The 18,179-nt window shown below is 67.0% G+C and carries 17 protein-coding genes; 10 read left to right on the top strand and 7 right to left on the bottom strand.

All coding sequences use genetic code 11. The features are described from left to right. Nucleotides 1-69 precede the first annotated feature (69 nt). Both AX284_RS00205 and AX284_RS00210 read right to left on the bottom strand, forming a co-directional pair. The gene (locus AX284_RS00205) at nucleotides 70-3,180 is read right to left on the bottom strand and encodes a multidrug efflux RND transporter permease subunit (RefSeq protein WP_068382938.1); all 3,111 of its coding nucleotides are present in this window, start codon (nucleotides 3,178-3,180) and stop codon (nucleotides 70-72) included. Beyond that, nucleotides 3,180-4,331 (bottom strand): efflux RND transporter periplasmic adaptor subunit, encoded by a 1,152-nt coding sequence (locus AX284_RS00210; RefSeq protein ID WP_068382940.1) that lies wholly within the window; start codon nucleotides 4,329-4,331, stop codon nucleotides 3,180-3,182. The genes AX284_RS00205 and AX284_RS00210 overlap by 1 nt, the downstream gene beginning before the upstream one ends. A gap of 150 nt (nucleotides 4,332-4,481) precedes the next feature. Between AX284_RS00210 and AX284_RS00215 the strand changes: the two genes are divergently transcribed. The 3 genes from AX284_RS00215 (at nucleotide 4,482) to glsB (ending at nucleotide 7,485) form a co-directional block, all read left to right on the top strand. Further along, nucleotides 4,482-5,177 (top strand): response regulator transcription factor, encoded by a 696-nt coding sequence (locus tag AX284_RS00215; RefSeq protein WP_017639084.1) that lies wholly within the window; start codon nucleotides 4,482-4,484, stop codon nucleotides 5,175-5,177. After that, on the top strand, nucleotides 5,178-6,494 hold the full coding sequence (locus AX284_RS00220) for an ATP-binding protein (RefSeq protein WP_068382941.1): 1,317 nt from the start codon (nucleotides 5,178-5,180) through the stop codon (nucleotides 6,492-6,494). Nucleotides 6,495-6,570: 76 nt separating this feature from the next. Continuing rightward, nucleotides 6,571-7,485, top strand: a complete 915-nt coding sequence (gene glsB / locus AX284_RS00225) for a glutaminase B (RefSeq protein ID WP_197480238.1) — start codon at nucleotides 6,571-6,573, stop codon at nucleotides 7,483-7,485. On the opposite strand, the gene AX284_RS00230 is transcribed toward glsB, so the two are convergent. The 3 genes from AX284_RS00230 to AX284_RS00240 all read right to left on the bottom strand — a co-directional run bounded on the left by AX284_RS00230 (nucleotide 7,482) and on the right by AX284_RS00240 (nucleotide 11,051). Beyond that, complete coding sequence (locus tag AX284_RS00230) at nucleotides 7,482-8,366, bottom strand: hypothetical protein (protein ID WP_068382943.1); 885 nt, start codon at nucleotides 8,364-8,366, stop codon at nucleotides 7,482-7,484. The two genes, glsB and AX284_RS00230, sit on opposite strands and share 4 nt — an antisense overlap. A gap of 86 nt (nucleotides 8,367-8,452) precedes the next feature. Continuing rightward, on the bottom strand, nucleotides 8,453-9,892 hold the full coding sequence (cls, locus tag AX284_RS00235) for a cardiolipin synthase (RefSeq protein ID WP_017639088.1): 1,440 nt from the start codon (nucleotides 9,890-9,892) through the stop codon (nucleotides 8,453-8,455). Nucleotides 9,893-9,920: 28 nt separating this feature from the next. After that, complete coding sequence (locus AX284_RS00240; protein ID WP_068382945.1) at nucleotides 9,921-11,051, bottom strand: methyltransferase; 1,131 nt, start codon at nucleotides 11,049-11,051, stop codon at nucleotides 9,921-9,923. A gap of 72 nt (nucleotides 11,052-11,123) precedes the next feature. Here AX284_RS00240 and AX284_RS00245 point away from each other — a divergent pair, with 72 nt between their 5' ends. Both AX284_RS00245 and AX284_RS00250 read left to right on the top strand, forming a co-directional pair. After that, nucleotides 11,124-11,900: a ferredoxin--NADP reductase gene (locus AX284_RS00245; protein WP_017639090.1), complete on the top strand. Its 777-nt coding sequence runs from the start codon at nucleotides 11,124-11,126 to the stop codon at nucleotides 11,898-11,900. A gap of 233 nt (nucleotides 11,901-12,133) precedes the next feature. Next, nucleotides 12,134-13,687 (top strand): TerC family protein, encoded by a 1,554-nt coding sequence (locus AX284_RS00250; RefSeq protein ID WP_017639091.1) that lies wholly within the window; start codon nucleotides 12,134-12,136, stop codon nucleotides 13,685-13,687. Nucleotides 13,688-13,709: 22 nt separating this feature from the next. Here the strand turns inward: AX284_RS00250 and mscL are convergent, their stop codons facing one another. Beyond that, nucleotides 13,710-14,159 (bottom strand): large-conductance mechanosensitive channel protein MscL, encoded by a 450-nt coding sequence (mscL, locus tag AX284_RS00255; RefSeq protein WP_017639092.1) that lies wholly within the window; start codon nucleotides 14,157-14,159, stop codon nucleotides 13,710-13,712. 225 nt (nucleotides 14,160-14,384) lie between these two features. Here mscL and AX284_RS00260 point away from each other — a divergent pair, with 225 nt between their 5' ends. The 5 genes from AX284_RS00260 (at nucleotide 14,385) to AX284_RS00280 (ending at nucleotide 17,623) form a co-directional block, all read left to right on the top strand. Further along, the gene (locus AX284_RS00260) at nucleotides 14,385-14,624 is read left to right on the top strand and encodes a YdcH family protein (protein WP_007162691.1); all 240 of its coding nucleotides are present in this window, start codon (nucleotides 14,385-14,387) and stop codon (nucleotides 14,622-14,624) included. 95 nt (nucleotides 14,625-14,719) lie between these two features. After that, nucleotides 14,720-14,929 (top strand): hypothetical protein, encoded by a 210-nt coding sequence (locus AX284_RS00265; RefSeq protein WP_017639093.1) that lies wholly within the window; start codon nucleotides 14,720-14,722, stop codon nucleotides 14,927-14,929. 150 nt (nucleotides 14,930-15,079) lie between these two features. Next, complete coding sequence (locus AX284_RS00270) at nucleotides 15,080-15,349, top strand: hypothetical protein (RefSeq protein WP_017639094.1); 270 nt, start codon at nucleotides 15,080-15,082, stop codon at nucleotides 15,347-15,349. A gap of 115 nt (nucleotides 15,350-15,464) precedes the next feature. Continuing rightward, nucleotides 15,465-16,826, top strand: a complete 1,362-nt coding sequence (gene radA / locus AX284_RS00275) for a DNA repair protein RadA (protein ID WP_017639095.1) — start codon at nucleotides 15,465-15,467, stop codon at nucleotides 16,824-16,826. A gap of 86 nt (nucleotides 16,827-16,912) precedes the next feature. Further along, nucleotides 16,913-17,623, top strand: a complete 711-nt coding sequence (locus AX284_RS00280) for a copper resistance protein B (RefSeq protein WP_017639096.1) — start codon at nucleotides 16,913-16,915, stop codon at nucleotides 17,621-17,623. A gap of 156 nt (nucleotides 17,624-17,779) precedes the next feature. On the opposite strand, the gene AX284_RS00285 is transcribed toward AX284_RS00280, so the two are convergent. After that, on the bottom strand, nucleotides 17,780-18,145 hold the full coding sequence (locus AX284_RS00285) for a PilZ domain-containing protein (protein WP_017639097.1): 366 nt from the start codon (nucleotides 18,143-18,145) through the stop codon (nucleotides 17,780-17,782). Nucleotides 18,146-18,179: the final 34 nt, after the last annotated feature.

The following is an 18,179-nucleotide window of genomic DNA, read 5'->3' on the forward strand; positions in this document are numbered from 1 at the left end:
TAGGTCTCGGTGGAAAACGCGACGGATGACCCACCGCGAAGGCTGGCCATCCGCGACAGCAGGCCGGATCTAGTCAGGGCGCTGCTCCGGATTGCGCCGCAATCGCCCCACCACCCGCAGCACCAGCACGAAGAACACCGGCACGAAGATCAGCGCCAGGGTGGCGCTGAGCATGCCGCCGATCACCCCGGTGCCCACCGCCTGCTGGCTCGCCGAGCTGGCGCCGGTGGCCAGGGCCAGCGGTACCACGCCGAGGATGAAGGCCAGTGAGGTCATGACGATGGGCCGCAGGCGTAGCCGGGCGGCACGGCAGGTGGCCTGGTACAGGTCCATGCCGCCGTCGTGCAGGCTCTTGGCGAATTCGATGAGCAGGATGGCGTTCTTCGCCGTCAGGCCGATCACCGTGATCAGGCCGACCTTGAAGAAGACATCGTTGGGCATTCCCCTCAGGGTCACCGCCAGCACCGCGCCTAACACCCCCAGGGGCACCACCAGCAGCACCGCGGTGGGAATCGACCAGCTCTCGTAGAGGGCGGCGAGGCAGAGGAACACCACCAGCAGCGACAGCCCCAGCAGCACCGGTGCCTGGCCGGCGGAGAGGCGTTCCTGCAACGACAGCGCCGTCCACTCCAGGGCGAAGCCCCGTGGCAGCTCCGCGGCCAGGCGTTCCAGTTCGGCCATGGCCTCGCCGGTGGTGTGACCGGGCAGCGGCTCGCCGGACAGGCTGATGGCCGGATAGCCGTTGTAGCGCGACAGTTGCGCCGCACCCTGGGTCCAGTCGGCGCTGACGAAGGCGGACAGGGGCACCATGCGCCCGCGCTCATTGCGCACCTCCAGGCGCAGCAGGTCGTCCACCTGGCTGCGGCTGCCCAGCTCGGCCTGCACGATCACCTGCTGCATCCGTCCGCGATTGGGAAAGTCATTGACGTAGCTGGAGCCCAGGGCGGTGCCCAGGGTCTCGCCGAGGGCGGCGAAACCCACTCCCAGGGCGGCGGCCTGGCGGCGATCCACCACCAGTTGCACCTGGGCGCTGTCGGCCAGGGCCGTTTCCCGCACGTAGGCGATGATCGGATTGCCCGCCAGCTTGGCCTGCAATTCATCCCGCGCTGCCTTGAGCGCCGCCTGGCCGCGATTGGACCGGTCCTGCAGGCGCACCTCGAAACCGCTGGAGGTGCCCAGGCCTTCCACCGGCGGTGGCAGCACGGCGAAGCCCAGGGCCTCGCTTTCGCCGGCCAGGGCGGCATTGGCGCGCTCGGCGATGGCCGCGGCGGAATCGGCCGGGCCGCGGGCGGACCAGTCCTTGAGGGTGGTAAAGGCCAGGGCGGCGTTCTGGCCGCTGCCGGAAAAGCTGAAGCCGAGCAGGACGAGATCGTTGGCCACCCCCGGCTCCTCGGCGTAATGGCGCTCCAGGCGCTCGATCACCTTGAGGGTGCGCTCCTGGGTGGCCCCGGGCGGCAGCTGGATGTCGGTGATCAGATAGCCCTGATCCTCGGTGGGCAGGAAGGCACCGGGCAGACGGCCATAGAGCGCTACCAGGGCCGCCAGCAGGACGGCGAACAGCACGAGATTGGGCAGCAGGCGGCGGATGGCGCGGGCCACCCAGCCCTCGAAACCGCCGGTCAGGCGCTCGAAGCCCCGATTGAAGGCGCCGAAGAAGCCGCTGCGGGCATGGGTGCCCTGGGCAATCGGCTTGAGCAGGGTGGCGCACAGCGCCGGGGTCAGGCTCAGGGCGAGAAAGGCGGAGAAAAGGATGGCCACCGCCATGGACGCCGAGAATTGGCGATAGATGACGCCGACCGAGCCGCTCATGAAGGCCATGGGCACGAAGACCGCGGTCAGCACCAGGGTGATGCCGACGATGGCGCCGGAGATCTCGCCCATGGCCTTGCGGGTGGCCGCGCGGGGATCGAGGCCCTCCGTGGCCATGAGTCGCTCGACGTTCTCCACCACCACGATGGCGTCGTCCACCAGGATGCCGATGGCCAGCACCATGCCGAACAGGGTCAGCACATTGATCGAATAGCCCAGCGCCAGGAGCACGGCGCAGGTGCCCAGCAGCGCCACCGGCACCACCAGGGTCGGGATCAGGGTGTAGCGCAGGTTCTGCAGGAACAGGTACATCACCGCGAACACCAGCGCCATGGCCTCCAGCAGGGTATGGATGACCTGGGTGATGGAGATCTCGACGAAGGGCGCCGTGTCGTAGGGGATGTCGTATTTCATCCCGGGTGGAAAATACTGGGACAGCTCGGCCAGCTTGGCGCGCACGGCCTGGGCGGTGGCCAGGGAGTTGGCGGTGGGTGCCAGCTGCACCCCCACCGCCACCGAAGGCTTGCCGTCCAGCCGCGTGCCGAAGTTGTAGCTCTGGCTGCCCACTTCGATCCGGGCCACGTCGCCCAGGGTCACGCTGGAACCGTCGGCTCCGGCGCGCAGCAGGATGCCGGCGAACTCCGCGGGGTCGCTGAGCTGGCCCTTGATCAGCACCGGCGCGGTCAGTTCCTGGCCAGCGGGGGCCGGTAGCTCGCCAATACTGCCGGCCGCCACCTGGACGTTCTGCTCGGCGATGGCCCGGGTCACGTCCGCCGGGGTCAGGCCGACCGCCACCAGGCGACTGGGATCGAGCCAGACGCGCAGGGCGTGCTCGGCACCGAACAGCTGGGCCTTGCCCACGCCGTCCAGGCGGCGCAGTTCGTTGACCACGTTGCGTGCCAGATAGTCGCTCAGGGCGGTGGTGTCGAGGCGCTGGTCGGTGGCGGAGAGGGTGACGAACATGAGGTAGCCAGCCGAGGTCTCCTCGATCTGGATGCCCTGCTGGGTGACCGCCCGCGGCAGGCGCGGCTCCACCACCTTGAGGCGATTCTGGATGTCCACCTTGGCCAGCTCCGGATCGGTGCCGGGCTGGAAGGTCACGGTCAGGGTGGCGCTGCCCTGGCTGCTGCTGGAGGAGAAATAGAGCAGGTGATTGACGCCATTGAGCTCCTGCTCGACGAGGCTGACCACGCTCTCGTCCAGGGTCTGCGGCGAGGCGCCCGGATAGGTCAGGTACAGCTCGATCTGCGGCGGCGCCACATTGGGGTACTGGGCCACCGGCAACTGCGGGATGGCCAGCAGCCCGGCGAGCAGGATGAACAGCGCTACCACCCAGGCGAACACCGGGCGGTCGATGAAGAAGTTGGCCATCAGCGCACCTCCGCCGTGGCGGCCTGGGCTTCCTGGGGTTCCACCACCAGGCCCGGTTGCGCCTGTTGCAGACCGGAGAGCAGTACGCGCTCACCAGCGGCGAGGCCGGACTCCACCACCCAGCGACCTTCGACCACCGGGCCCAGGCGCACCTCGCGCAGGGCGACCTGGTTTTCGGCATCCACCACCCAGACCTGGGCCCCGCCATCGACGCTGCGCTGCACCGCCTGCTGGGCGACGCTCAAACCCTGATCGAGGCGCGCCTGCTCCAGGCGTACCCGCACGAAGCTGCCCGGCAAGAGGTCGCGCCGTGGATTGGGAAACTGGCTGCGCAAGGTGATCTGCCCGGTGTTGGCGTCCACCGTGAGATCGGCGAACAGCAGGCGGCCGCTCTCGGGGTAGGGGCTGCCATCCTCCTGCAGCAGCGTCACCCGTGCCTGATCCGGCGCCACCTGCTGCAGCCGGCCGTCCCGCAGGGCATCGCGCAGCGCCTTGAGCTGGCGGGTCGACTGGGTGACGTCGGCATGGATGGGGTCCAGCTGCTGGATGATCGCCAGGGGCGTGGCATCGCCCTGGCCGACCAGCGCGCCCTCGGTGACCAGCGCCTTGCCGATGCGCCCGGCGATGGGCGCGGTGACCGTGGCATAGCCCAGATTCAGCCGCGCCCGCTTGAGCGCCGCCCGGGCCGCCGCCACCTCTGCCTCCGCCTGCAGGCTGGCGCCACGCGCGTTGTCCTGCTCCTGGCGACTGATCGCCTCGCTCTCGACCAGCGCCGCATAGCGCTCGGCCAGGCGCCGCGTCTGGAAGGCGCTGGCCTCGGCCTTGCGCAGGGCCGCGGCGGCACTGTCCACCTCGGCCTGCAGCGGCGCCGGATCGATGCGGAGCAGCACCTCACCGGCCTTGACCTCACTGCCTTCGCGAAACACCCGCTGCAGCACGATGCCGGCGACCCGTGCCCGTACTTCCGCGGTCCGTGGCGCCACCAGGCGGCCACTCAATTCACTGGCGATGGCCAGGGGCTTGGGGTGCAGGGTCTCCACCTGCACCCTGGGCGCGGTCGGGGCGGCGGCTTCCGGGGCCGGACGGTCGCAGGCGGCGAGCAGCAGACAGAGCAGCACGAGGCTGCCGAGGGCAGGGCGGATCGGGAACATCGGGGCTTCCTCCAGAAGAGCGTCATGGTAGGCGCCTCGCGCAGGCCACCCTGTAAACGTCTGTAGGTCTCTTGTGAAAGAGTGTTAAGGCCTGCGCCCGCCGGTGCTGCGCTCGGCTATGCTCGGGCTTTGCCGCCATGAAGAGCTGCCGTGATCCCCTTGCTCATCGTCGAAGACGACGCCGCCCTGGCTGACCTCATCGCCACCTACCTGGGTCGCCAGGGCTATGCCGTGACCGTGATCGGCCGTGGCGACGAGGCCCTGGCCGCGGTGCAGCGACTGCGCCCGCAGCTGGTGGTGCTCGATGTCATGCTGCCGGGGCTGGATGGCCTGCAGGTCTGCCGCCAGCTGCGCGCCGCCCAGCCGGGCCTGCCGATCTTGATGCTCACCGCCTTGGACGACAGCCACGACCAGGTGCTGGGGCTGGAGATCGGTGCTGACGACTACGTCAGCAAGCCTTGCGAGCCGCGGGTGCTGCTGGCGCGCATCCGCACCCTGCTGCGCCGCTGCCAGCTGGGCGAGGTGGCCACCGATGATCGCCTGGTTATCGGCCAGCTGCGGTTGCTGCCGGGCGAGCGCCAGGTCTGGTGGCGCGACCAGCTGGTGGAGCTGTCGTCCACTGAATTCAACCTGCTGGCAGTCCTCATGCGCCATGCCGGCGAGGTGCTCAGCCGCGACCAGCTGATCCAGCAACTGCGCGGCATCGAATTCAACGGCGTCGACCGCTCGGTGGACGTGGCCATCTCCAAGCTGCGCCGTCGTTTCGAGGAGCATCCTGGCGAAGCGCGACGGATCAAGACCGTCTGGGGCAAGGGTTATCTGCTGTCTCGCGCCGAGTGGGAATAGATGCTCAAGATCCTCGTCCGCCTCTACCTCATCCTGCTGGTGACCTACGGCGCCGCCAGCTACCTGGTACCCGAGGCGCTGCTCAAGGTGTTCGACGAGCGTTACAGCCGCTATACCCTGGAGCAGTTGCACGGTCCGCTCAGCCTGGTTCAGCGCGCCTTCACCACCACGCCGCCGGAGCGCTGGCCGGCGCTGCAGGACGAACTGGCCGCGGAGCTGGCGCCCATCAGCCTGCGCCTGGTCCCGCGCGACGATCAGGCCCTCAGTCTGGAGGAGCGCTCAGACCTCGCTGCCGGCCAGCGACGGGTACGCCTGGGTGACTATGGCGAACCCAGTGCGGCCCTGGTGCCGCTGCCGGCAGATCAGGTGCTGTGGATCGGCATCCCCGAGGCGCCCACCGACATCGCCCTGACCTACTGGGCGATGAACGCCCTGATCGGCGCGGCCCTGCTGATCTGTCTCTATGTCTGGCTACGTCCGCACTGGCGCGACCTGGAACGGCTGCGGCGCACCGCGGCACGACTGGGCAAGGGCCATCTGGGCGAGCGTACGGCCATCTCGCCGCGCTCGGATGTCGGCGAGCTGGCGCGGGCCTTCGATGACATGGCTCAGGAGCTGGAGGCGCTGATCGTCCAGCAGCGCGACCTGCTCAACGCCGTCTCCCACGAATTGCGCACGCCCTTGTCGCGTCTGGAATTCGGCCTGGCACTGTTGCAGGCCGATCCACTGCCCGCCGAGACCCACCGCCAGCTGGAGCAACTGGTGCGCCACGTCCGCGAACTGGATGCCCTGGTCGACGAACTGCTGTCCTTCGCCCGGCTGCAGAGCAGTCAGCAGCCGCCCGAACGCCTGGGCCTGGATCTCGAAGCCTTTCTCGACAGCGTGCTGGCCGACTTCGCCGAGGAGCAGGAGCGTCGCGGCGTCGAGGTGCACCTGGACATGGTGCAGGCGCCCATGCGGGTCGAGCTGGCCCCGCGGCTCACGGCCCGCGCCCTGCAGAATCTCGTCGGCAATGCGCTGCGCTATTGCCAGCGTGAGGTCTGGGTAACGGTCCGCCGTGACGGCGAGACGTTGCTGATCGCGGTGGAAGACGATGGCGAAGGCATCCCCGAGGCCGAGCGCGAGCGAGTCTTCGAGCCCTTCTACCGCATGGATCGCAGCCGTGACCGTGCCACCGGCGGCTTCGGCCTGGGCCTGGCCATCAGCCGTCGCGCGGTGGAAAACCAGGCTGGCCGCCTGGGCCTGAGCGCCGGTACGCGGGGCGGTGCGCGGTTCGAGATCCGCCTGCCCCTGCAGGCGCCCGCGGGGCTCGCCTGAGGCCGCCAGGGCCCCTACACTTGGCGCCCCCGCCCGCCTTGGATTCGCCATGCCAGAGCTTTTCGATCGCCATCAGCTGCAGCCGTTGCTCGACCGTATCGCCGCCGCCGCGCCGCGCCACTTCGGCGAAGGTGAAGTGGCCGACTACATCCCGGCCCTGGCCGAGGTGGCGCCGGATCAGTTCGGCATCGCCGTCTGTGACATCAACGGCAAGGTCTGGCGTGCGGGTGCGGCCGATACGGCGTTTTCCATCCAGTCGATTTCCAAGGTGCTCAACCTGGTGATCGCCATGCAGCGCCTGGACGAGCCGGACATCTGGACCCGCGTCGGCCGCGAGCCGTCCGGTCATGCCTTCAATTCCATGGCTCAGCTGGAAGAAGAGAAGGGCGTGCCGCGCAATCCCTTCATCAACGCCGGCGCCGTGCTGGTCTGCGAGCTGCTGGTGTCACGCATCATGTCCATCCACTGGATGATGCGTGAACAAGCGCGGCGCCTGGCCGGCAATCCGGCCATCAATTTCGACGACCGGGTAGCCCGTTCGGAAATGGACCACAAGGCGCGCAACGCCGCCCTGGCCTATCTGATGAAGGCCTACGGCAATCTCCACAGCGAGGTGAACGACGTCCTCGACGTCTATTTCCATGGCTGCGCTCTGGCCATGAGCTGCAGCGACGTGGCCAGGGCCTTTGCCTTCCTGGCCAACGGTGGGGTCAATCCCCAGGATGGTCAGGCGGTGGTGACCCCCCAGCAGACGCGTCAGCTCAATGCCTTGCTGCTGACCTGCGGCCTCTATGATGCCGCGGGCGACTTCGCCTGGCGCGTCGGCCTGCCGGGCAAGAGCGGGGTCGGGGGCGGCATCGTCGCCATCGTCCCGGGGCAGATGAGCATCTGTGTCTGGTCGCCGCGGCTGGACAGCTATGGCAACTCGGTGGCCGGCCTGCGCGCCCTCGAATGTCTGGTCGAGGGCCTTGGGGTGGCGCCGTTGGGCTAGTAGGCCATGGACAGGCTGAGGGTCACCTGGGGCACCACGCCGTCGGTCTCGCCCTCCGGACCGCTTAACTCGCGCAGGGCACCGTCGCGGTAGAGCGCCAGGGCTTCGGCCCGAGCGCTCCAGCGGGTGTCGCCCCAGCGGAACGGTTGCTCCAGCGCCAGGCCGGTGCGGGCATAGAGGCGGTCTCCGGAATCCGGTCCGTAGAAGCCGTTCCAGCCCACCCCTAGGGCACTGGGGAAACTCAGGCGCAGACCGCCTGGGGTGAGATCCAACCCCGGCTCCAGGCTGCCCTGGGTATAGAGGCCGCTGTCGCCCTGGGTGCGGGTGGTCACCGCCAGCCCCGGGCGCCAGGCGCCCAGGCCCGTATCGGCCTGATAGGCCAGGGTCAGGCTGACCTCCTGGGTGGTGGCGGCGACGTCGTTGGGGCTGCTCTTGACCGTGTAGACGAAGCCGACCCTCAGGCCCTCGGCCGGCGACACCACCAGCCCGAGCAGGTTGTTGCTCTCGTACCAGCGCCGCGGGCTGACCCGTTCCTCGCTGGACGGGCTGTGCAAGCCATTGCTGCTGCTGAACACCAGCCAGGCATCGGCCACGCCGTCGCTTCCCTGGTGCAGATCCAGCGCGAAGCCCGCCTGCAGGTGCAAGGGGATGCGGTCGAGGCTGGCCGCGTCGTCATCGTAGTTGCCGCGGGAGAAGTCGCCGTTGCGCACGTCCATGCCCAGTTGCGGATGGAAGCGCCCGGAGTTTTCGCTGACCTCCACGCTGCCCAGGGCGGCGTCTTCGCTTTCGATGGAGGGCACGCTGCGCGGCGCAGCGGTGGCCTCCAGGGCCAGACCGCCCGCCAGCAGGCAGACGCAACGCAGCGGCGAAAAGGATGGCATGGCGGGCGACTCCGGGGGCGCGGGGCGCTCCGGGTGAGGCGCCATGAGGCATCGGACCGGGCCGTCGCAGAGCGGGTTCCGGGGTTCTAGAGCACCGGCGAAAACACCCGCGCCACGCGCATGGCCACCCGCCGCCAGCGGCGCAGGGCGGCGTTGTCCTCGGGGGTGAGTTCGCGGGAGCGACTGAAGTCCTGCTCCAGCATCTTGCGCACCTCCCAGGCGAAGGGGACGTCCATCACCATCACCATGACCTCGAAGTTGAGGCGGAAGGAGCGGTTGTCCAGGTTGGCGCTGCCCACCGCGGCCACGTCCTCGTCGATCAGCACCACCTTCTGGTGCAGGAAGCCCGGACCGTAGCGGAACACCCGCACCCCGGCGTGCACCGCCTCGAAGGCATAGAGGTAGGACGCGGCATAGACCACCTTGTGGTCCGGTCGCGAGGGCAGGAGGATGCGCACGTCGACCCCGCGCAGGGCGGCCAGGCGCAGGGCCGCCGAGACGGCTTCGTCGGGAATGAAATAGGGCGTGGTGATCCAGACCCGGTGGCGCGCCGAATGGATAGCCTCGACGAAGAACAGCGAGCAGGTCTCCTGGTCGTCCGCCGGGCCGCTGGGCACCACCTGACAGAGCACCCCGCCGTCCTCGTAGCGTTCCGGCAGCAGCAGGGTGGGCAGCCGCCGGGTCACCCAGTACCAGTCCTGGGCGAAGGTCTCCTGCAGGGTGGCCAGGGCCGGGCCGCGCAGTTCCAGATGGGTATCGCGCCAGGGCGCCAGGGGCGGCTTGAGGCCCATGTATTCGTCGCCGACGTTGAGCCCGCCGGTGAAGCCCACCTCGCCATCCACGATCACGATCTTGCGGTGGTTGCGGAAGTTGACCTGGAATCGGTTGATCAGTCCGCGGCGGTTGCTGAAGCCCTTCACCTCGCAACCGGCCTCGCGCAGCTTTTCCACATAGGCGCGCGGCAGGGCATGGCTGCCGATGGCGTCGTACAGCAGAAAGACCTGGACTCCAGCGCGGGCGCGGTCGAGCAGGGTGTTCTGCAAGGCCAGACCTAGGGCGTCGTCGTGGATGATGAAGAACTGCACCAGCACCACCTTCTGCGCCCCGCGGATGGCCGTGAGGATGGCGGCGAAGGTTTCCTCGCCGTTGATCAGCAGCCGCACCTGGTTGTTGGCGACGCAGGGGGTGCCGGTGAGGGCGGTCATGGCCTTGAGCTTGCGGTTGGCCGCGCTGCACTGCTGGGCGGCCATGGCCTCGGCGATCCAGGGCCGCCAGTCCAGCTCGGCGGCCTGGCGCGCCATCTCCTCGTCGGCCTGGCGCCGTGCCTTCACATAGCTGTCGAAGCGGCGCCGGCCGAACACCAGATAGGGAATCAGGCTGAGCAAGGGCATGAACACCAGCGCCATGGCCCAGGCCATGGCGCCCTGGGCGGTACGCACCGTGACGATGGCGTGGATCGCCGCGCTGATGCCGATCAGTTCGAGCACCAGGGCGATGTAGTGGAGATCGAGGGGCAGGGATGGCACGCGGGCGGCTCTCTTCTCCGGATGTATGTCAGAGGGGTTGGACCGCCTTGAGTATCACGAATTTCGGCGTGGCCGCGATCTGTTCGACGCGCTTGAACAGGCGCCTGAGCTTGACGTGGTAACCCAGGTGGCGATTGCCCACCAGCCAGAGTTCGCCCTGCTCGCTCAGCGCCGCCCGTGCCTGCTGGAACATGCGCCAGGCCAGAAAGTCGCCCACCACCTGTTGCTGGTGGAAGGGTGGATTGCAGAGGATCAGGTCCAGCGACCGCGGCGGCTGCTCGGCCAGGCCGTCGGCGGCGCGGATCGCCACCGGTCGCTCGCCGAAGGCCGCGGTCCAGTTCTCTTGCGCCGACTGCACCGCCATGTAGGACTCGTCCACCAGGGTGAATTGCGCCTCCGGATTGGCCAGGGCACAGGCCAGGGCCAGCACGCCGTTGCCGCAACCGAGATCGGCTACCCGGGCCTGGCCCAGACCCTGGGGCAGGTGCGGCAGGAAGGCGCGGGTACCGATGTCCAGACCCTCGCGGCAGAAGACATTGGCATGGTTGACCAGAGTCAGCGGCGGTGCATCCAGGCGATAACGACTTGGGTAGGGCGAGGCTACCGCCGGCCGCGACGCGGGCGTGGCAGATAGCAGTCGGGCTTTCTTCACCGCCAGCGAGGCCTGTACCGGGCCAATGTGCCGCTCCAGCAGGTCGCCAGCGGCGCGGGGCAGATGCTTGAGCATGCCGCCGGCGATCACCTGAGCGTCCGGCGCCAACTGGCCGTGCAGGCGGATCAGCTGTTCTTCCAGCAGGGCCAGGGTCTTGGGCACCCGTATCAGCACCAGATCGAAGGGCCCACCCGTCGCCTCGCTGGCCGGGACGAAGGTAACCGCATCGGCGGCGAGGCCATTGCGTGCCAGATTCGCCGCTAGGGCCAGGGCCGCCAGGTGCGAATCGCCACTGGAGGTCACCTGGGCATGGCCGGCCAGGCTCACGGCCAGGGCGCCAAAGGCGTCGTTGAGCACCAGCACCCGGGTGGCGGGAGCCAGGCCGCCCTCGGCGACCTGCTGCAGGAGGTACTCGTCGGCGGCGTCGAAGGCCTGCAGGGGATCGTCGCGGCGCGGTGGCTGACGGTCGAGTTCGAGGGTGGCGAAGGGCGAGACGAGAGAAGGCATGGTTTCTGTCGGTGTTTATCGGCGGCCCAGTGCGGGACAATGGCTCTAAGCAATCGGGAAAAAGAGGCCAGTATGACCGCCACCGAAGACAAGTTCACCCGCGAGACGATCACCGCCGTCTGGCCCTGGAGCGACAACCTCTTCAGCCTGAGGACCACCCGCGACCCGCGCTATCGCTTTCGCGCCGGCCAATTCGCCCGGCTGGGCGTGCGCAAGGCCGATGGCGACATCGTCTGGCGCGCCTATTCCATGGTCTCGGCACCTCACGATGAATTCCTCGAATTCTTTTCCATCGTGGTGCCTGGCGGCGCCTTCACCAGCGAGCTGAGCCGCCTGCGCGAGGGCGACGAGCTGCTGGTGGAAAAGCAGCCCTATGGCTATCTCACCCTGGAGCGCTTCGGCGGCGGTCGGGATCTCTGGCTGCTGGCCACCGGCACGGGCCTGGCACCCTTCCTGTCCATGCTGCAGGAACCCGACACCTGGGAGCGCTTCGAACGCATCGTGCTGGTCTACAGCGTGCGCGAGGCCCGCGACCTGGCCTACCAGGACGTCATCAACGGCTACGGCCAGGTGGAGCACCTCGAAGGCCTCACCGACCGCCTGGTCTATGTCCCGGTGGTCACCCGCGAGGATCACCCCGGCGCCCTGCGCGGCCGCATCACCACCCTGATCGAGAACGGCGAGCTGGAACGCGCCGCCGGCGTCACGCTGTCGCCCGAGCACTCGCGGATCCTCATCTGCGGCAATCCCGAGATGGTCGACGACACCCGCCAGCTGCTCAAGACCCGCGATCTGCAGCTGGCCCTGAGTCGCCGACCCGGCCAGGTGGCGGTGGAAAACTACTGGTAACCGGGAAGTTATCCGGGCGTCTTTACGTTTTCTTCACAATTGGAAAAGGTTGGACCTTTAGCTTTGGCCCCGCCTTGCTCTAGGATCGGAATTTCCAAGGCTACCTTTCGAGTTCCGATGAGCAGTGACAGATCCGAGCCGCCCCCGGCCTCCTGGCCAGGCGCGGCCAACACCCCCTCCCGTTGTCTTTCCTCCGTGGCCGTCCGGCCCTCTCTTGCGGAGGCATACCGCTAATGGAATGGATCTCCGATCCCACCGCCTGGTTGGGGCTGCTGACCCTGATCGTCCTGGAAATCGTCCTGGGCATCGACAACCTCGTCTTCATCGCCATCCTCGCCGACAAGCTGCCTCCGGCGCAGCGTGACAAGGCACGGGTCATCGGCCTGTCGCTGGCGTTGATCATGCGTCTGGGCCTGCTGGCCAGCATCTCCTGGATGGTCACCCTCACCGAACCGCTGTTCGAGGTCTTCGGCAAGGCCTTCTCCGGTCGTGACCTCATCATGCTGTTCGGCGGCATCTTCCTGCTGTTCAAGGCCACCACCGAGCTGCACGAACGCATCGAGGGCCATACCCACAAGACCGGTGGCAGCCGGACCTACGCCGCCTTCTGGCCGGTGGTGGCGCAGATCGTGGTGCTCGACGCCGTGTTCTCGCTGGACGCCGTCATCACCGCCGTGGGCATGGTCGAGCACCTGAGCGTGATGATGATCGCCGTGATCATCTCCATCGGTCTGATGCTGGTGGCGAGCAAGCCGCTGACCGCCTTCGTCAACGCCCACCCCACGGTGATCATGCTGTGTCTGGGCTTCCTGATGATGATCGGTCTGAGCCTGACCGCCGAAGGCTTGGGCTTCCACATTCCCAAGGGCTATCTGTACGCCGCCATCGGCTTCTCGATCCTTATCGAGCTGGCCAACCAGGTGGTGCGCTGGAAGCGCAAGCGGCAGATGCACGAGCGGCTCGGCATGCGTGCGCGGACCTCCCAGGCCGTGTTGCGCCTGCTGGGTGGTCGTTTGCGCGAAGACGAGGTGGACGAGGACATCGCCGAACTGATGGAAGGCGAGAAGGGCGAAGGCCCGGTCTTCGATCGCCGTGAGCGCCTGATGATCAGTGGCGTGCTGCAATTGGGCGAACGCCCGGTGCGTACGGTGATGACCGCCCGCGCCGACGTCGACATCCTCGATGCCGACGCTCCGCCGGAACGACTGCATGAGCAACTGCTGGCCTCGGCTCACTCGCGGTTGCCGTTGGTGGTCAATGGCAACATCGACGAGCCCCTGGGCTATGTCCACAAGAAGGAGCTGTTCGCCGACATCCTCCAGGGCCAGTCACCGGACCTGCGCGCCCGGGTGCGCACCCCCATCCACCTGCCGGCCCAGGCCACGGTGCTAGGTGCCTTGGAACAGCTGCGCGCGGCCTCCACCCACGTGGCCTTCGTGGTCAACGAATTCGGTGGCTTCGAAGGCCTGCTGACCCTGACCGACATCCTCGAGGCCATTGCCGGCGAACTGCCGGATGCCAGCGAGGAGAGCCTGCCGGAGCTGGAAAGGGTGGAGAACGGCTATCGCGCCAGCGGCGGTCTGAATCTGCATCCCCTGGCCCAGCGCACCGGTTTCCAGATCACGGAAAACGACGACTACCAGACCCTGGGCGGCCTGGTGGTGGACCTGCTGGGCCGCCTGCCGGTGGCTGGTGATCGCCTGGAATACCAGGGCTGGCAGCTGACGGTGGAATCGGTCAAGGATCGACGGATCGGCTGGATCCGCCTGGAGCGACCCGCCTCCTAGCGAGGCGGGATCCAGCAGGTTTCTACTGCGGGGTGATCGGCGGTTCCTGTTTGACGACAGGGGCCGCGGTCGCCTGGCTGTTCTGCTCTTTCAGCAGGTCGCGGATCTCGGTCAGCAGCACCTGGTCCTTGGTCGGGCCAGAGGGCGCGGCATCCTGGTGCAGGCGCAGGCGGTTGAGCACCTTGATCGCCATGAAGATGGCGAAGGCGATGATCACGAAGTCGAAGATGGTCTGCAGGAACTTGCCGTAGGACATGACCACGGCCGGTTGGTCACCTATGGCAGCCCTCAGAGTGATGGCCAGCTGGGAGAAATCCACACCCCCCAGCAGCAACCCCAGCGGCGGTGTGATGATGTCGGCTACAAAGGACGACACGATCTTGCCGAAAGCCGCGCCCAGGATGATGCCGACCGCCAGGTCGACCACGTTGCCTCTCATGGCGAATTTCTTGAACTCGGCAATGATGCTCATGCTGCACTCCTTTGGATGGTTTCGAAGAGACGATAGACGATTGTGCTCGCTTCGCTCGGGTTTGGAACCTTGCTGACGGTCTCTAGGTTCCCCGCCAGCGTCAAATCGTCAGCGAATCGGCAGCTGGTCGTGGCTGTCGCACTTTGTCGAAAGGACCGGGTCCACCCTTGTACGACGAGAGCTGCGGCCCTCGCGACCTCTATCTCTCACCCCAAGGAGCCTCTGATGGTTGCCAAACACGACCTGCACAAAGACTTTCCCGAATACGCCGAGCAGCTGGACAGCCGTCCCCAGACCGATGCGGCCTTTGCCAAGCTGCTCGAAGACTACGCGAAGCTCGATCAGCAGATCCTCGATCTGGAAGAAGTGGAAGAGTCCAGCGGCGACGAGGAACTGGGGCGCCTGCGCCGCGAGCGTGTCCTGCTCAAGGACAAAATCGCTCAGCAGCTGAAATACCCGTCCTAGCTGTGTCGGGCTCGATCTGCAGGGTCGAGCCCCACCTTAGTGCGATTGGCAAGGGCCGCCGGCGTTGCCATCATGGCCTCCCAGGAGAGGAGCCGATGACCGACGAAGTGGCGATGTACCAGCAGTGGCACCTGTGGATCACCGAAGCGGCCGTGGACGCGCAACGCCGTCGCGTCCAACAGGAATTCGCCGAATACAGCCGACTTTTGGCCGACCTGCAACTGCTCGAACAGGAGCGTTGGCAACAGGCGTTGCCGGTCTGGATGCGTGGCGATGCGGCGATGATTTCGACGCTCAAGCACTAGTCCCAGAGCGGCTGGCCCGAGGGTAAACGCCAATGATGGCGCGCTGAACGACCAACGATGCCTGACGGTCAATGGGTTACCCCAGACGAGTTTCGTGGGGTGAGCGAGGTTTATCCGGCCTACCTGGCCCTCCCCAATGAGGATGTCCCCATGAAGCGTACCGCCCTGATCGCCCTGATGATGTTCGCCACCGCCCCCGTGTTCGCCAAGGATCTGTGCGCGGTGCAGTTGCAGAAGCTGGATGACGCCAGCAAGATGAAGACCAACATGATCGGCCCGGGCAGCTCCCAGGCCCAGCAGATCGCCGACTTCCGCAAGAACGCCATGGCCGCCCAGAAGGCCGGCGATGAGAAGAAGTGCATCGCCCAGGCCAACCAGGCCCTGACCATGCTGCGTCAGCCGGGTGGCGAGGGTAACTAAGGCTCAAGCCCGCTTTTGAGAGAGGCGCGCTCCCCCGGGATCGCGCCTTTTTACTGTCTATGCATCCAGTCGTGGTATGCTGGGAACCTTCCTTTCTCGACTGGAGAATTCCGCCATGGCCAAGGCCAAGCGTCTCTACGGCTGCACCGAATGCGGCGCCACCTTTCCTAAGTGGGCGGGTCAGTGCGGCGAGTGCGGTGCCTGGAACACCCTGGTGGAAACCGTCGTCGAGACCTCCGCCGTACCCTCCGGGCGCGCTGGCTGGGCCGGGGCGCAGGCGACCATCAAGACCCTGGCCGAGGTCAGCGTCGAGGAAACCCCGCGCTTCACCACCGATTCCACCGAACTCGACCGGGTGCTGGGTGGCGGCCTGGTGGACGGCTCCGTGGTGCTGATCGGCGGTGATCCTGGCATCGGCAAGTCCACCATCCTGCTGCAGACCCTCTGTCATCTGGCCGCGCGCATGCCGGCGCTCTATGTCACCGGCGAGGAATCCCAGCAACAGGTGGCCATGCGCGCCCGGCGCCTGGGTCTGCCGGAAGACAAGCTCAAGGTCATGACCGAGACCTGCATCGAGACCATCGTCGCCACCGCCCGCCAGGAAAAGCCGCGGGTCATGGTGATCGACTCCATCCAGACCATCTTCACCGAGCAACTGCAATCCGCCCCAGGTGGCGTGGCCCAGGTGCGCGAGAGCGCGGCCCTGCTGGTACGTTTCGCCAAGCAGACCGGTACCGCCATCTTTCTGGTTGGCCACGTCACCAAGGAAGGCGCCTTGGCCGGACCACGGGTGCTGGAGCACATGGTCGACACCGTACTCTATTTCGAGGGCGAATCGGACGGCCGTCTGCGCATGCTCAGAGCGGTGAAGAATCGCTTCGGCGCGGTCAACGAGCTGGGCGTGTTCGGCATGACCGATAAAGGCCTCAAGGAGGTTTCCAACCCTTCGGCGATCTTTCTCAATCGTGCCCAGGAGGCGGTGGCCGGCAGTGTGGTCATGGCGACCTGGGAGGGTTCGCGGCCCATGCTGGTGGAGGTGCAGGCGCTGGTGGACACCAGTCACCTGGCCAACCCGCGCCGGGTCACCGTGGGCCTGGACCAGAATCGCCTGGCCATGCTGCTGGCGGTGCTGCACCGCCACGGCAGCATCCCCACCTACGACCAGGACGTCTTCATCAACGTGGTCGGCGGGGTCAAGGTGCTGGAGACGGCGGTGGACCTGGCGCTGATGTCGGCGGTGATCTCCAGCCTGAGGGACCGCGCCCTGCCGCACGATCTGCTGGTGTTCGGCGAGATCGGCCTGTCCGGCGAAATCCGTCCGGTACCCAGTGGCCAGGAGCGTCTCAAGGAAGCGGCCAAGCACGGCTTCAAGCGCGCCATCGTGCCCAAGGGCAACGCGCCCAAGGATCCGCCGCCCGGTCTGCAGGTGGTGGCCGTGACTCGATTGGAGCAGGCACTGGATGCACTGTTCGAATAGCCTGGCGCGGCCTTTGTAATATTTTTTAAAACTCTCGGTGGGGCAGGGTGGTCTATCAGGCGCTTCCATGACCCTGGATACCCGCCATGTCTCGTCTGCTCCCGCTTTCCGTACTCTTTGCCAGCTTTGCTATCAGCACCCTGGTGCAGGCCGCCGATCCCAGCAGTTCCGCCCCGGCCAGCCTGGAGGTGGATCAGCTGGAATGGCAGCACGCCGACGAGGGTAGTGTCTTCAACTGGGATCTGGAAGGCTGGGCCCTTGGCGGTGGCGCCAATCGGCTGGATTTCCGCAGCCAGGGCGAACGCACCAATGGCCACACCGAGCAGGCCGAGGTGCAGGCCCTCTGGGGGCACGCGCTGGCCAAGGGCTGGGGCAGCGTGGCCGGCATTCGCCAGGATTTCAAACCCGGCTCGCCGCAGACCTGGGCCGCCCTGGGGATCCAGGAGCACGATCCCGAGGATCTCGACATCGAGATCACCGCTTTCCTTGGCGAGAACAACCAGACCGCCCTGCGCCTGGAGGCCGAATACGACTGGGCCCTGACCCAGCGGCTGATCCTGCAGCCCCACACCGAGCTCAATTTCTACGGTCGCAACGACGAGGCCCGCGGCCAGGGCGCCGGCTTCGCCGAAAGCGAAGCCGGGCTGCGCCTGAGATATCAGGTGACCCCGGAGGTGGCGCCCTATGTCGGGGTGTCCTGGAACGCCACCCACGGCAACACCGCTGCCATGGCGCGGGAAGAGGGCGAAGACACCCACGACGCCCGGCTGGTGGTGGGCTTGCATCTGGAGTTCTAAGCGCCGTTGGGCTTCGCTTTCGCTCAACCCAACCTACGAGGCTATCGATGCAGTAGGTTGGGTTGAGACGGCTCCACCGTCGAAGCCCAACAGCCAGGGTCGAATTCGCGCATCGTAGGCTTCGCTTTGGCTCGACCCACCTTGGCAAGGCCTCGCTCAGGGCGTACCCAACGCCGCCAACTCGCGCTCCAGCAGGGTCTCGTCGCCGAGGTTCAGCTCCACCAGCCGGCGCAGGTGGCTGATGGAGTCCAGGTCGATCTGGCGACAGGCGAAGGCCAGTTGCTCCGGGGTTTCCCGTACCAGCTCCACGCCCATGGTCACCTCGGTCTCGTCATTGAGCCGGATGCGCAACTCATAGGCCGCGCGTGACTGATTCGACCAATCGGCAGGTCGGGCCAGCAGCACGCCCTTGAGCGAGATGTCGTCCACGGGCGCCGCCCACTGGCGCTCACCCTGGTGCAACTGCGCAGGGGCATCGAAGGTGAAACGGGTAAAGCGGCGACGCTCGTTGGTGTCGTTCATGGAAGGTCTTCCTGAGGTTTCCTGATCACTGTAG

The sequence above is a fragment of the Pseudomonas sp. HUK17 genome, assembly GCF_001566765.1.

What these genes read in the sequence shown, in the direction of transcription:
- AX284_RS00205 (WP_068382938.1), bottom strand. Translation starts at nt 3,180, where the DNA reads ATGGCCAACTTCTTCATCGACCGCCCGGTGTTCGCCTGGGTGGTAGCG.
- AX284_RS00210 (WP_068382940.1), bottom strand. Translation starts at nt 4,331, where the DNA reads ATGTTCCCGATCCGCCCTGCCCTCGGCAGCCTCGTGCTGCTCTGTCTG.
- AX284_RS00220 (WP_068382941.1), top strand. Translation starts at nt 5,178, where the DNA reads ATGCTCAAGATCCTCGTCCGCCTCTACCTCATCCTGCTGGTGACCTAC.
- AX284_RS00230 (WP_068382943.1), bottom strand. Translation starts at nt 8,366, where the DNA reads ATGCCATCCTTTTCGCCGCTGCGTTGCGTCTGCCTGCTGGCGGGCGGT.
- AX284_RS00240 (WP_068382945.1), bottom strand. Translation starts at nt 11,051, where the DNA reads ATGCCTTCTCTCGTCTCGCCCTTCGCCACCCTCGAACTCGACCGTCAG.
- AX284_RS00245 (WP_017639090.1), top strand. Translation starts at nt 11,124, where the DNA reads ATGACCGCCACCGAAGACAAGTTCACCCGCGAGACGATCACCGCCGTC.
- AX284_RS00250 (WP_017639091.1), top strand. Translation starts at nt 12,134, where the DNA reads ATGGAATGGATCTCCGATCCCACCGCCTGGTTGGGGCTGCTGACCCTG.
- mscL (WP_017639092.1), bottom strand. Translation starts at nt 14,159, where the DNA reads ATGAGCATCATTGCCGAGTTCAAGAAATTCGCCATGAGAGGCAACGTG.
- AX284_RS00260 (WP_007162691.1), top strand. Translation starts at nt 14,385, where the DNA reads ATGGTTGCCAAACACGACCTGCACAAAGACTTTCCCGAATACGCCGAG.
- AX284_RS00265 (WP_017639093.1), top strand. Translation starts at nt 14,720, where the DNA reads ATGACCGACGAAGTGGCGATGTACCAGCAGTGGCACCTGTGGATCACC.
- AX284_RS00270 (WP_017639094.1), top strand. Translation starts at nt 15,080, where the DNA reads ATGAAGCGTACCGCCCTGATCGCCCTGATGATGTTCGCCACCGCCCCC.
- radA (WP_017639095.1), top strand. Translation starts at nt 15,465, where the DNA reads ATGGCCAAGGCCAAGCGTCTCTACGGCTGCACCGAATGCGGCGCCACC.
- AX284_RS00280 (WP_017639096.1), top strand. Translation starts at nt 16,913, where the DNA reads ATGTCTCGTCTGCTCCCGCTTTCCGTACTCTTTGCCAGCTTTGCTATC.
- AX284_RS00285 (WP_017639097.1), bottom strand. Translation starts at nt 18,145, where the DNA reads ATGAACGACACCAACGAGCGTCGCCGCTTTACCCGTTTCACCTTCGAT.